The following is a 14442-nucleotide window of genomic DNA, read 5'->3' on the forward strand; positions in this document are numbered from 1 at the left end:
AGGGGGTGTTGCTGATGAGTTCAATGGATCAGACGATGAAGTTTAACGTGAAAATTGAGGGTGATGATTCCTCAGAAGATGTTCTGCTTAAGGTATATGATGCCTTACTTGAGAAAGACTATAATCCGATTAACCAGATCGTCGGCTATTTGTTGTCAGGAGACCCCGCTTACATCCCGCGTCATAACAATGCTAGAAGTATGATCGGCAAGAAAGAGCGTGATGAGCTTATTGAAGAGTTAGTTCGCTTTTATCTCTTGCATAAGAAAGAGTAATTGAGGGGCCGAACAAATATGAGAGTCATGGGTTTGGATTATGGTGATCGTCGCATTGGTGTTGCAATAAGCGATGCATTTCGATGGACGGCACAAGGACTAACCGTAGTTGAGACAAGAAGAGACGGTGGAGAGCTCGACAGACTTGTGGAAATTGCACTTGAAAATGAGGTTTCTGAGGTCGTGGTTGGCCTTCCAAAGAACATGAACGGTACGATCGGTCCACGCGGTGAGATTTGTAAGGCATTTGCCCAGCAAATTGGGGAAAAGCTTGGATTACCTGTTCACCTTTGGGATGAAAGATTGACCACAGTAGCTGCGGAACGAACATTAAAAGAAGCTGAGATCAGTCTAAAGAAGCGCAAACAAGTGATAGATAAGATGGCAGCTACACTTATTTTGCAAAATTATCTTGATTCTAAATGAAAAGGTGAGGGTAAAAATGGCTAATAACGAGCAAAACTATGAAGAACCAGAAATTATCTACATTCCAGACGAAGATGGCAACGAGGAAGAATTTGAAGTCATTATGAAATTTGAAGTGGATGATTCCGATAAAAAATATATGATGGTTGTTCCTCTTATTTCTGAAAATGAGGAAGAAGACGAAGTCTACGCTTTCCGTTATGAAGAAGAAGGCGATGATCTTCAATTGTTCACGATTGATGATGAAGAAGAGTGGGCAATTGTTGAAGAAACATTTAACACATTGCTTGGCGAGTTGGAGGAATAATTGTAATGGCTTTTCAACAACCAAATACTGCTCCAATCATTCAAGACACACTAAAAGAACACTTTGGTCAAGAAATCGAACTTGTTACTGATGATGGAAGTGTTGAAGCTTTCTTCATTACACAAGAATTTGTATGGGGAGACATTACATATGTTGTCCTACAAACAGAGACGATGAAGGCTGAAGACGAAGTTGAATTTCTTCGAGTGTACAAACAAAATGACGAAGTTGAACTAGAGAGCATCGTAGATGAAGAAGAATGGGAAGCTATTTCTGAAGCATATGATGATCTGCAATTTGTCAGTGATGAAAGACCTTAATTGAAAATACTTATACAAAAAGAGCGGCATATCACCGCTCTTTTTGACGAGTACATTCAAAAAGGCTACTTGTGATTTCATGGTATAGTTCAGAATTATAATTTAAAAAGAATTTTTAACTGATTCAAAGTTAATCATAATGTCCGAAGAACGGATAGATATTGAGGTGTTAGATTCTTGGAGAATGTAGAAAAATCTATAGAAGAAAATAAAAAGAAGCCAAAGAGGAAACGTAATAAACCTAAGAAATGGGTTGTTTCTTTTTGGGTGTGTTTCTCATTGCTTTTCTTTATGTTGCTTGTTGCTGCTAGCGGCCTATTCTATTTGTGGAATCAACTTGAACCAACAAAATCGGGATCTCCTATTGAAGTAACTATAGCAAAAGGCAGCTCTGCTAATAGTGTAGCAAAGGTTCTTGAAGATAATGGAATAATAAAAAATGGATTTATTTTTGGCTATTATTTGGTATTGAAAGACGAGGGTGACAACTTCAAAGCTGGAAAGTATGAATTAACACCTGGCATGGACAAAGCAGAAGTTATTGCAAAATTAAATGCAGGTGATGTGATCGCTCAAGAAACGATTACATTTACGATTCCAGAAGGCTTCACAATTGCTCAAATGGCGGACAAGCTATCGACTGAGGGACTTGTAGATAAAGAAAAGTTCATTTCTTTAACGAAAGAGTCTCGTAGTTGGTCAGGTGCAGAAAATGTGCTTAACATCCCACAGGAAGCTACGGAGTTAATTAATCGCTTGGAAGGTTATCTTTTCCCTGATACGTATGAAGTTGTCAAAGGTAGTACGGAAGAGGAGATTATAATACGTATGTTGAAGGAGCAAGATCGTAAGCTTGCTACTTTACCAGAGAATTGGCCTGATGAGTTAGAGAAGTTAGGAATATCGATGCATGAATTGTTAACGATCGCTTCATTAATTGAGCGTGAAGTGGTTGTTGATAGTGAACGTGCTACTGTTGCTGGTGTTATCTATAACCGTTTGAAGGAACCAATGCGATTACAAATTGATGCGACGATTCAATACGCATTAGGGGAACAAAAGGAATTATTGTCAATAGAAGATACGAAGCTCGATAGCCCTTATAACACTTATGTTATTGATGGAATACCTCCTGGACCGATAGCTACGCCAAGTTTAGAATCTATTAAGGCAGCGCTATATCCAGAAGAACATAAATTCTATTATTATGTAACGAAGAAAGATGGAACTCAGTCACATCTATTTGCTGAGACTTATAATCAACATCTAAGAAATATTGAAAAAAGTAAGGAGACGGCTCAGTAATGAGCCGTTTACTTTGGTGAGGTGAGCGTCAATGTCATATAATCCAGAATTGTTGTGTACTGCTGCTAACTTAGATGAATGTATACAATTGTTAGATGCAGGAGCTAATGCAATATTAGTAGGGGAAGCTAAATTTGGTAGTAGATTAGCAGGTCAATTTGATCTTGATATGATTAAAGAGGCTGTTACTATAGCACACGCCAGAAATGGTAAGCTTTACGTTTCCATGAATAATCTTATTGATAATGCAACGGTAGAATTACTTCCAGCTTATTTGACTGCCTTGGCAGAGTATGAAGTAGATGCAATCGTTTATGGAGACCCAGCAGTGCTTGTAGCTGCTAAGGAATACGCACCTAATGTAAGTCTTCATTGGAATGCTGAAATGACTTCTACGAACTACGCGACAGCTGAGTATTGGGCTCGTCGCGGTACATCACGTTATGTATTAGCACGCGAATTGAATATGGAACAAGTAGTAGATACTAAAGAAAAAAGTGTGTTACCAATTCAAGTGCAAGTTCATGGTATGACGGCAATGTATCATTCCAAAAGATCTCTTATTCAAAGTTATACAGACTATCATGGTGAACAAGAGAGACATGCAAATATTCAAAAAGCTGCTGGATTATATCTAATGGAAAATGATCGACCAGATGAACGATATCCTATCTTTGAAGATGAATATGGAACACATATTATGAGCTCTGATGATATTTGTATGATAGAAAATTTGCATGAATTACTAGATTGTAAAGTAGATAGTTTGAAAATTGAAGGTATCTTGAAATCTACGGAGTATAACGTTGAAATTGTTAAAGCATATCGAAAGGCAATTGACGAGTATTTAGTTGATCCTGAACACTATGAATTTGATGAGCAATTGATGGACTCGATAAGAGAGATTCAAGATCCAACTCGCGAATTAAGCTACGGTTTCTTCTTCAAAGAACAAGTATATTAATCGTTGGAGTATTGGGCCATGATAGTTTTGAACTACTTTTTATATAATAAAGGTTATAAAAGTCCGCTTTTTGAACTACCTTTTTGAAAAGTTTTAGGAGGTGCATCACATGGGTACAACTTTGAAACATCAACGACGCTATTATGGCACTCGTAATCGATTAGAGCGTCCAGAGCTATTAGCACCAGCTGGAAACTTAGAAAAGCTAAGATTCGCTGTTCATTATGGAGCAGATGCAGTCTACATCGGCGGTCAGTCTTATGGACTACGATCTAACGCAGATAACTTTAGTTTCGAAGAGATGAAGGAAGGCGTAGAATTTGCTGCACGATATGGAGCAAAAGTATTCGTTGCAACGAACATTTACGCTCATAACGAAGACGTAGAAGGTATTGAACAATATTTGCGTAATCTAGAAGAAGCAGGAATTGCAGCTATTATTGCTGCTGATCCTATTATTGTAGAAACAGCTCAACGTGTTGCTCCTAAAATGGAAGTTCACTTGAGCACACAACAGTCCGTACTTAACTGGAAAACTGTTCAATTCTGGAAAGATGAAGGTCTACCTCGAGTTGTGTTAGCTAGGGAGACAAGCTTTGAAGAAATTGAACAAATCAAGAAAAATGTTGATGTTGAGCTTGAAGCTTTCATCCACGGGGCGATGTGCTCTTCATTCTCAGGTCGTTGTGTGCTTTCTAATCACTTTACTGACCGAGATTCTAATCGTGGCGGTTGCTGTCAATCATGCCGCTGGAAATATGATTTATTTCTAGAAGGGGCACCGGTTAATGAGGGGGAAGAAGATCCCTTCACGATGGGCTCGAAAGATTTGGGTATGTTAGAACATATACCTGATCTTATTGATGTGGGAATTGATAGCTTTAAAATTGAAGGCAGAATGAAAAGCATTCATTATGTTGCTACAGTAGTTAATGCTTATCGTCAAGCAATTGATGCTTATATGGCTGATCCAGAGCAGTATGAGGTTAAGCAAGAATGGATTGATGAAATTCATAAAGCGGCTAATCGCCCTCTTAATACAGGTTTCTTCCTTGATGTTCCAGGAGCTGAGGATCATATTTATACTGCAGAAGATAAAGTGGCGCCTTATGACTTTGCTGGTGTAGTACATGAATATGATGCTGCTACTCAGTTCGCAATCATTGAACAACGTAACCATTTCAAAGTAGGTCAAGAAGTAGAATTTGTTGGTCCCAATGGTCGTTTTTTCAAGCAAACCGTAACGGAAATTACTGATCTTGATGGAAACACACTAGATGTCGCTCGTCATCCGCTACAAAAAATTCGTATTCGTACGTTAAAACCAGTAGAGCCGATGGACATGATGCGTAAAAAGATACGCTAATAAAATAGAAAATATGACAAGACTCCCTTTATTTCGTATAAATGGAGTCTTTTTCATTTTAAAGATTGACAATCAAACGCAGATAGAAAATAATAGGAACTAGTATACATAAAATTAATAGAAGCTAAATCGCTATTTGTGAAAGCGCTTTTACAATGAGGTTGAAGGGCGGGGCAATCAGATGAAGAATGATAAAAAAGTCGAACTCAAAAAAGATGTAGTGAAATCTAATGTTGTAGCCAAGTATAAAACGAATCCGCTTCAATCTGTTGGTATCAAGTTGTTCCTTTACATTATGGGAGGGATTCTTGCCTGCGTTATTACGATGGGAACACTAGCGTATAATCAATCGAAAGGAATTATTGAAGGAAAGGCGTCTGAGTCTAGTCAACAAATCGTTAATCAGCTTGGTGCTAACCTCGATAATATATTAAAGACTTACGAAGAAATAACATTACAATTGATGGTTGATAATGAATTTCATAAAAGTGTAGATGTTGTTGTAGCTAACGAAGATGAGTTTTCAAAATTCGAATCGATCAAAGCTTTAACGACAAAACTGCAAAGCTTTATATTTGGTAATGCTAGTATTACAGGTATAGCTCTTATTCCCCTTGATAGTAATCTTAATATTATTACTGCTGGAAGTTCTCAACTTACTAAAGTAGAACGCTTAGCGAAGGAAGAATGGATTCAAGAAGCGATTGATGCAGCAGGCCGGGCGGTGTGGTTACCTTCAAGTCCAGAAGCGATAACGCATGCGGGAACGACACCTAGCTTTGGTATTGCTAGAGTAATTAAAAATCCAACTTCAAGTAAAGCGTATTATGTTTTACTATTGGATGTTTCGACAAAAGGCATACAAGAACAAATTGATAATGTGAATCTGGGTTCTGATAGTGGAATATCGATCGTTAATAGTAACAATGAATATATGACCAATGCAGATCCTAAACTTGTACAAAGCGTGGCTCCATTCCAAATAAATGTTGATGAAGAAGAGAAAAGTACTCGCGAAACTCTTAGTGGTATAGGAGAGGTATTATTAATTCATAAAAAATTAGGTTATTCAGATTGGTACTTAACAGGACAAATTCCTGTAAATGAACTAGTCAAAGATACTGTAGTTATTCGTCAATTAACGGTTTCCGTAGCAATCGCAGCTGCAGTAATTGCAATCATTATCTCCGCAATTGTTATGCTAACGATAAGCAGACCTCTTGTTCAGTTAAGAAATCTTATGAATGAAGGTGCGAAGGGAGATCTAACGGTTCGTTCCAAAAATAACAAACGTAAAGATGAAATAGGTCAATTAAGTAACAGTTTTGATTCTATGATGATACAAATAACTTCGTTAGCAACACAAACCAAAATTTCTGCAGACGCAGTAATGGTAACAGCAAAGACATTGACGAATGCATCGAACAAAACAGCAGTCTCTGCTAAAGAGATTGCTATCGCTACAGAAGAGATAGCCAACGGTTCAACAAGTCTGGCTGTAGAAGCAGAACGAGGTAATGATCTGACAGTAATGATTAACGATCAGATGAGGCAAGTGCTTAGTGCCAATCAAGAAATGGTACAATCCGCATATGAAGTAGAAAGTGCGAGTGGCAAAGGTACTGCCTATATGGCAGAATTAATTGAAAAGACTGGAATGACCGAAGAAATGACTCGTGAAATGGTCGAGAAGGTCGACTCCTTGAAAGATAGTACACGTTCAATTGTGCAAATATTAGATGTACTTAATGCAGTAACCAAACAAACGAATATACTATCATTGAATGCAACGATTGAGGCGGCGAGAGCTGGTACAGCAGGCCGCGGATTTATGGTAGTAGCGAATGAAATTCGTGGACTTGCAGACCAATCTACGCAATCTATCGATGTAGTAGCACAAATTACTGATCGAATTCAGTCAGAAATCGTTGAGACAGTTGAAGTGTTGTCTAAAGCATATCCAATGTTCCAAGAACAGATTAATTCGGTGAAAGAAGCAAATAGTATTTTTGTAAGTGTTCAAGGTCAGATGAATCATCTTATAAGTCGACTAGAAGATGTAACGCAATCTGTTAATAAGCTTGAAGCATCACAAACTGTCTTGAATGAAGCGATGACAAATGTAAGCGCAGTGGCTCAGCAATCTTCAGCAACCTCAGAGGAAGTTGCAAGTCTAAGTAATGAGCAATTGAGTATTAGTGATAATCTAGTAACATTATCAACTGAGCTTAATGAAGTTTCTACTAAATTAAAAGATTCATTAGCTCAATTTAAAGTTGAATAAAGATAACGTGAAAACTGTAAAAGATAACGAATCACTTGTTATCTTTTACAGTTTTTTGTTGTTTTTAAAATATTAGTTCGATAATACTATATTTGTTGATAACTAGAATATTTATTGCTACTTTTTACCTGCTTTAGCAAAATTCAAATATATGTATAGAATTAGTAGATTCTAAATGGTAAAATAGTAGTTATGTATTCTGAATTAATGATATTGCTTTATAAAAAAATAAGGTGGTGCTAGTCAGCATGAAGAAGTTTCTTGAAAAAGACAGTACTGTTAATGGACAGGATTCTCAAGAAAAAACTAATTCTTTGAAAAAAAATCTAGAAATTTTAGGTAAGTCCGCTAAAAGTAAAATGCAAGAAATAAAGAGTAAAGAGAAAATCAGTATATTGAATAGTATTGGAATACAATTATTTGTAATTATTTTTATTAGTATAGTTCTATGTGTTGTAACAGTAGGAACAATTTCTTATCAAAAATCTAAAGGATTAATTGAGAGCAATGTGTCCAATGCAAGTATTCAGACGATCAAGCAAGTTAGTAATAGTTTAGATACAGTATTTAAGAGTTATATTGATACTTCGTTCCAGATTATGTTCGATAGTGTATTTGTTGAGAACATGAATACATTACAAACAACAGATAATACATATGAGAAAATTAAAACGACTAAATTAATTACGGATAAATTATCTACATACATGGTAACGAATAAAGTAATAACTAACATTACAATTATTCCAGCAAGTGATATTATAGAGCCTATTGCTACTGGACAAACTGTAGATTCTGATAGCACCAAGAAAGATGCACAAACGTATCGTAATACGGAATGGTATAAGGAAAGTGTAATTAAAAATGGTATGGAACATTGGATTGAGCCACAAGCAGAAGGTATAAGTCAGTCGCCAGCTTATAAATCCGTTGGACTTTCTCGTATGGTTCGAAATATGAACAATCCTGACTTATCATTTATATTAGTTTTGGAATTCGACATTAATAGTTTCTTTGAAGCTGCAACGAAGGTAGATTTGGGTGATGGCAGTGAGATTGTTATTGTAAACAGTAACAATGAATATGTTATGGCACCAGATGATACTAAGTATGGTCAAACGCCTAATATTGCAATTCCAAAAGCTGAAGCCGATGCTGAGGCTGAAGAAGTAACATCAGGTAGTTTGAAACTTACTGGAGCTAATAATCAACAATATTTAGCGATTTTTGAGAGCTTACTAAGTAATGAAAATTGGAAAGTGGTTGCATCAATACCAACCGATAATCTTATTGAGCAAGCTGCACCAATACGTAATTTGACAATTATTACTTCAATTATTGCTGCATTACTTGCAATAGGAATCGGTATTATTGTTATTCTATTTATTGGAAGACCGTTGAACTATGTAACAGAATTGATGCAAAAAGGTGCACAAGGAGATCTAACAGTACGATCAACTCTTAAGAGGCGTAACGATGAGATAGGATTACTATCCAATAACTTTAATGAGATGATGGAGCAAATCGCAATTCTAGCTACACAAACAACGGTATCTGCTGCAGCCGTATTAAAGACAGCTGCGGAATTAACAGATGCTTCTGAAAAAACTTCAATAGCAGCGAAAGAAATTGCAATTGCTACTGACGAGATAGCCGGAGGCGCTTCAAGTCTTGCTATGGAAGCAGAAAAAGGTACAGATCATACGAATACGCTTAATGATCAAATGAAGCAAGTGAATGAATATAATGTACAAATGTCGATTTCCGCAAATGAAGTTGAACATGCAAGTCTTCAAGGTATTACTTATATGGGCGTGTTAATTGATAAAACAGGTACTACGGAACAAATGACACGTGCAATGGTTGATAAAGTTAATGCATTAAAAGTAAGTACTTCATCGATTGTGAAAATTCTTGATGTATTGAATAATGTAACGAAGCAAACAAACATTTTGTCATTAAACGCAACGATTGAAGCTGCTCGCGCAGGTGCTGCTGGTAAAGGCTTTATGGTAGTGGCAGATGAAATTAGACAGCTTGCCGATCAATCCAAAAATTCAATTGAGGTTGTAGCGCAAATAACGCGTACAATTACTAGTGAAATTGAAGAAACGGTTACAGTATTATTAGAAGCATATCCATTGTTCCAAGAGCAAATTGGTTCTGTTAAAGAGGCTAATCAATTATTCTTAACCGTTCAAGCTCAGATGGAAACATTTAAGCAAAGTATGAAACAAGTAACGGATGCCTTTGTTGAATTAAACAAATCACAAGAGATTTTAAGTGATTCTATGAATAATGTTAGTGCAGTAGCGCAACAATCTTCTGCAACTTCTGAGGAAGTAGCTTCTCTAAGTACAGAACAATTAAGTATTAGTCAAAATCTAGTTGATTTGTCAGGTAAACTTCAGACGGTTTCTACTGGATTGAAGGATTCCCTTTCCAAGTTCAAAATTTAATCAATTTGAAGAGCTATCGATGTGTTAATTCACACCGATAGCTCTTTTTGTGCTTCATATTAAGTAATGTTTTCGTTTAATCTACTTAGAAAGTAGTCATACTAAAGATATTATGATGATAATGGAGTAGATAACAATGCAGCGAAGAGTAATCTGGATAGCGATCGTATTTACTAGCGTTATGTTTGTTTATACATGTCGACTTATCTACTTACAAATAAGTCCAACGACTACTATGTTTCAACAGCATGGAAGTAAATATAAATATTATGATTGGCGCCAAGGGGCGGTTAATCAACGGATGAAGAAATTGATGGTTGATGATGGCAGAGGTCATTTTGTTGATGAACATGGATTATCAATTACAAGTCAAAAATACGATACGGTTGCATTTTTCCCAGTCCACGCATGGAAGGAAATAGATGCTACACGATTTGATCAACTTGCTACTATTTTAGATAAATCTTCAGATCAGTTACAAGAGTTTGTAAGTGTTTTAGAAAGTGCCTCTTTCTTAGAAGATAAGTCAAGAGAACCGATCAGACTAACTGAGCAACAAGTGCATGACATACAAGCGTTGCATTTATATGGCCTAGAAGTCGTCACATATCGTGATCGTTATCCAGAGCAATATGAACAGAAGCATTTTATTGGGGCTGTTGCTGAATATCCGGAGTGGGCTGATAAGGTGTACAGCTCTGAGATAAAAAATTTAACTAATTGGAGTAGGGACAGTAAAGTTGGAATATTAGGTCTAGAATATTCTCTTGATCGATACCTACATGGACTAGGGCCGTCCTACATATCATACACATTAGATGGAAGGTATGATCTATTATCTGGTATTGGCATGAGGAGAATGGAGTCGAGTAATCCTTACTATCCGCTTACCATTGTAACGACAATTGATCTTGATCTTCAAAATAAGATAGAACGATACTTGGACGAGAAACATGTTACTGAAGGGGCCATAGTATTGCTCGATGTTACTAATGGTGATGTAAAAGCAATGGTATCCAGGCCACAATTATTACCTGGGCAATTAAGCATGGGTAATGATAGTGTTCTTAAAAATCACGCTCTAACCGCATATTCACCAGGATCCATATATAAAATTGTAACGGCAGCAGCAGCATTAGAGTATGGGGTTGTAGACGAAGATGAACATTTTTATTGTAATGGTGAATACGGCAGATATGGGCTATCGTGCTGGAAAAAAGGCGGACATGGTGACCAGACATTGGAAGAAGCATTCGCTAACTCGTGCAATGTTGTGTTTGCAACATTATCCGAACGTCTTTCAGCAAATCAATTATATGAAACAGCAAATGCACTGGGTGTAGTTCAAAAAGTAGGATGGCATCAAGATAAAGCGAAAGCACCAATTACGTCTCCTATTCGATTATTAGCAGAGGAAGAGAATGGTCTTGTGTTTCATGATCTGAATACGAAAGATGGTGGAATCATTGCACAATCAAGTATAGGTCAGCGTGATGTTCATCTAACGCCTTTACAAGCAGCCAATATGGTTGTAACTTTACTTAATCATGGGAGACAATACGAGAATAGAATTGTCTCACAAATAAATTATGCTGATGGTCAAGTATTAGCGCAGCTGCCAGTTCATCTAGGACATGAGAATAAATATAATATACATCCAGCTACGGCAGAAAAGATATTAAGATATATGCAATTAGTTGTTCAACAAGGAACAGGGCAGTCAATTAATCAAGGGCAATGGCATATAGCTGGTAAGTCTGGTACAGCACAATTAAGTGGCAAGCAATCAGGGCACAATGATCAATGGTTTGTCGGTTATGGTCCGACTGAGCAGCCCCAATATGCTCTATCCGTACTCGTACAAGATCAATCAAGTGGTACGAGAAATCAAGCTACACAAATATTCCGTGGAATTATGGATATTGTTGCAGCCCATGAATAGTAGCGATAGAGCATAACTATAAGAACAGTTAAAGAAGAGGCAGTATCAAGGTCGCTATTGGTGACTTTTGATACTGCCTCTTTATTTGTTCAATTGCCACATTATTATTCGTCCACTTTTTCAATACTTGTTTCTAACTTATCATATTCACCAATTGGTTTCCTAATCCATTGTTCAAAGTAGCCTTGGTCTAGTAATGCTTTGATGAGTATAAGTAGAATTGGTGATAGAATTAATCCAGCTACACCGAATAATGATAAGGAAATCATCATAAATGCTAACATTGTATATGCTGATACGCCTAAGGAATCACCAGTGATTTTTGGTTCAAGCATTTGTCTAGCTAGAACTACGACAAGCCATAGTACTGTAATCCAAATGGCTATTTCATAATCACCAATTACAAACAAATAAGTAATCCATGGGATGAAAATTGTACTTACGCCAAGTAAAGGTAATACGTCAAATATAGCTGCAACTAATGAAATAACTAAAGCATGATTAACCCCTAGTAATAATAAAGATATAAGTATAACTACAAAGGTAATACTTATTAATTTACTTTGTGCTTTAATGTAGATCCAAATACCTTTCAATACATTATCTCTCAAAAAGAAAAAGGCAGTTTTAAATGTATTAGGCGTTTTATTAGTAGCTAATTTTTTCCAATCTACAATTTCAATACTTAAGAAGTAAGCTAAGATTAGACCAATTGCAGCATTTACAACGAATGAAGTAAATGAAGTTATCGAGCCGATAACAAAAGTTAAACCATTTATTAACCAACCTTGTATAGTTGTAGAAGCCTGAGCCAATATATCTGTTAGTTTGTCTGTTAAGCTGATGTCGATAGGTAATTGATTCATCTGCTCTTGGAAATAGTGTAGCCATTTGTTAAGCTCTGCGGAGAACTGTTCCTGATATTGAGGGAGTAAGTTAACTAATTCAATCCCTTGAATGGTTGCAATAATAATAAGTGCTCCAATTAATCCAAGAACAATAAGAACGAATAGGACAGCTGAAATGGCAGAGGCTAAGCTTTTTTTCAATCCCCATTTATTAAGACGTCTTGCGAGAGGCTCAATACACATGAAAATAACAAAGGAGTAGAAAATTGGTTTTGCAATATTGTACACAATACTAAATAGCCACATAATAAGAAGGACTGTAACAACGATAAGCGCAATATCAAAAGCCGTTCTCCAATATTTTTTGTAGAAAGATAACAAGTCGCAATCATCCTTTCAAAACGTAGTATAGTTAGTAATATATCTATGCTTTACAAATATTCTTACTGATCTTGCTAGTGAGAATTCCATGCAATTATGATACAATAAAAGTTAGTGCACTTCGTTCTTATTATGTATTATATATTGACTATATCATTATTATAGTGAGGAAGACAATCATGGAAAACATATTAACTTGGGGATTTTATTTCATGACCTTCTACGCATTTATTCCTGGACTTTTAAGTAGAGTATTTGGATATCAAGTATTTAAGAAGGGGAAAGCGAATCATGAAATTGCGTTAACATTTGATGATGGACCAGACCCTATCTATACTGAACAGTTACTAGACTTATTGCAAAGATATGATGCTAAAGCAACTTTCTTTGTTGTAGGAGTACATGCGAAACAAAATCCTGAATTATTGAAAAGGATGAGAGATGAAGGTCATACAATAGGTGTTCATAATTATGAACATAAGACGAATTGGTTTATGAGACCTAAGACAGTTCGTAAACATATTGCAATGACTAATGATATTATTGAAGAGGTAACTGGACAACGTTCGATCTACTACCGACCGCCGTGGGGAATTGTTAATTTGTTCGACTATGGCAATGTATCACGTCTTAATATTATTTTATGGTCATCGATTTTTGGAGATTGGCATAAAAAATTAGATGCAAAGAAATTAGAAGTTAGATTAATGAGCAAGCTGAACGCTGGAGAAGTATTGCTACTACATGATTGTGGAAGAACGTTTGGTGCAGATGTAGATGCTCCGCGTAATATGCTAATTGCTTTGGAAGTATTTCTCGAAGAAGCAACATTAAGACAAATGAAAATGGTAAACATAGAAAGTATGATTAAAGTGACAGAACATAATAATAAGAAAACTTTATCTATAGGTAAAAAGATGATGGTGTCTTTGTGGTTAACTTGGGAGAAAGTATTTCATCAAGTTATGAGATTGAAAGATATTAAATCAAGCAATGGGTCTATGTTCCATTATCGTTTGATTAAATATAAAGGAAAACCACTACCTTTGAATAACGGTGAAGTGCTCTCACATGGTGATCAGATTGTTGAACTTCATTTTGATAATAAGAAATTATCCCAAATTGCATTTGCATCGAAAAATCCATTGGTCGTTGCTGTGAAGACGATTCGTGAAGTAGAACGAGCATTACCTGCATTAGCTTTACAAATTACGGATGAGGCAAAGAATACTCCAATTAAAGCAATACAAGGAATTACGATGATTAATCGAGGCGCTGATAAATTAGGTTTTTCAATCCATGATATGCCTAATGGAATATTTCTAGCTAGCTCTAAAATTTATTTGAAATGGTTAATGAAAATATTAACGCCAGCTCAAACTGCTACGGCTAACCGTCAAGTTCGAGAGCAAGTTCAAGAAGAACCTAGAATTTTACTTATGACGCTTGAGCGTCTTCAGCAATACATTCCACTTGATAATGTGTACAATGTTGCCAAACAACAAGAAATTATTAGTGCGAAGCAAGATGTACTAACATCGAATTAATGAAATATGAAATAAAAA

At 36.1% G+C, this 14442-nt stretch carries 12 protein-coding genes; 11 read left to right on the top strand and 1 reads right to left on the bottom strand.

Going from position 1 to position 14442, the window contains the following annotated elements; all coding sequences use genetic code 11:
- Positions 1–14: 14 nt before the first annotated feature.
- From NV377_RS12215 to NV377_RS12260, 10 genes are all read left to right on the top strand, one after another.
- Entirely contained in the window at positions 15–275 is a 261-nt protein-coding gene (locus NV377_RS12215) for an IreB family regulatory phosphoprotein (RefSeq protein ID WP_258199208.1), read from the top strand.
- 18 nt (positions 276–293) lie between these two features.
- Complete coding sequence (gene ruvX / locus NV377_RS12220; RefSeq protein ID WP_258199209.1) at positions 294–701, top strand: Holliday junction resolvase RuvX; 408 nt, start codon at positions 294–296, stop codon at positions 699–701.
- A 16-nt stretch (positions 702–717) separates the two neighbouring features.
- Positions 718–1008 carry a DUF1292 domain-containing protein gene (locus tag NV377_RS12225; protein WP_258199210.1) on the top strand — a complete coding sequence of 97 codons (291 nt, stop codon included), beginning with the start codon at positions 718–720 and terminating at the stop codon, positions 1006–1008.
- Positions 1009–1013: 5 nt separating this feature from the next.
- Positions 1014–1328, top strand: coding sequence for a DUF1292 domain-containing protein (locus NV377_RS12230; RefSeq protein ID WP_258199211.1), 315 nt, complete (start codon positions 1014–1016; stop codon positions 1326–1328).
- 177 nt (positions 1329–1505) lie between these two features.
- Positions 1506–2633 (top strand): endolytic transglycosylase MltG, encoded by a 1128-nt coding sequence (gene mltG / locus NV377_RS12235; RefSeq protein WP_258199212.1) that lies wholly within the window; start codon positions 1506–1508, stop codon positions 2631–2633.
- A 31-nt stretch (positions 2634–2664) separates the two neighbouring features.
- Positions 2665–3597, top strand: a complete 933-nt coding sequence (locus tag NV377_RS12240) for a peptidase U32 family protein (protein ID WP_258199213.1) — start codon at positions 2665–2667, stop codon at positions 3595–3597.
- A gap of 109 nt (positions 3598–3706) precedes the next feature.
- Entirely contained in the window at positions 3707–4963 is a 1257-nt protein-coding gene (locus tag NV377_RS12245) for a peptidase U32 family protein (RefSeq protein ID WP_258199214.1), read from the top strand.
- Positions 4964–5144: 181 nt separating this feature from the next.
- Complete coding sequence (locus NV377_RS12250; RefSeq protein ID WP_258199215.1) at positions 5145–7247, top strand: methyl-accepting chemotaxis protein; 2103 nt, start codon at positions 5145–5147, stop codon at positions 7245–7247.
- A 248-nt stretch (positions 7248–7495) separates the two neighbouring features.
- Positions 7496–9706, top strand: coding sequence for a methyl-accepting chemotaxis protein (locus NV377_RS12255; RefSeq protein WP_258199216.1), 2211 nt, complete (start codon positions 7496–7498; stop codon positions 9704–9706).
- A gap of 136 nt (positions 9707–9842) precedes the next feature.
- Positions 9843–11648: a peptidoglycan D,D-transpeptidase FtsI family protein gene (locus NV377_RS12260; protein WP_258199217.1), complete on the top strand. Its 1806-nt coding sequence runs from the start codon at positions 9843–9845 to the stop codon at positions 11646–11648.
- A gap of 104 nt (positions 11649–11752) precedes the next feature.
- On the opposite strand, the gene ytvI is transcribed toward NV377_RS12260, so the two are convergent.
- Positions 11753–12877 (bottom strand): sporulation integral membrane protein YtvI, encoded by a 1125-nt coding sequence (gene ytvI, locus NV377_RS12265; RefSeq protein WP_258199218.1) that lies wholly within the window; start codon positions 12875–12877, stop codon positions 11753–11755.
- Between the two features lie 179 nt (positions 12878–13056).
- Between ytvI and NV377_RS12270 the strand changes: the two genes are divergently transcribed.
- Positions 13057–14424, top strand: a complete 1368-nt coding sequence (locus NV377_RS12270) for a polysaccharide deacetylase family protein (protein ID WP_258199219.1) — start codon at positions 13057–13059, stop codon at positions 14422–14424.
- The last annotated feature ends 18 nt before the right edge of the window (positions 14425–14442 follow it).

Source organism: Paenibacillus endoradicis, from assembly GCF_024721975.1.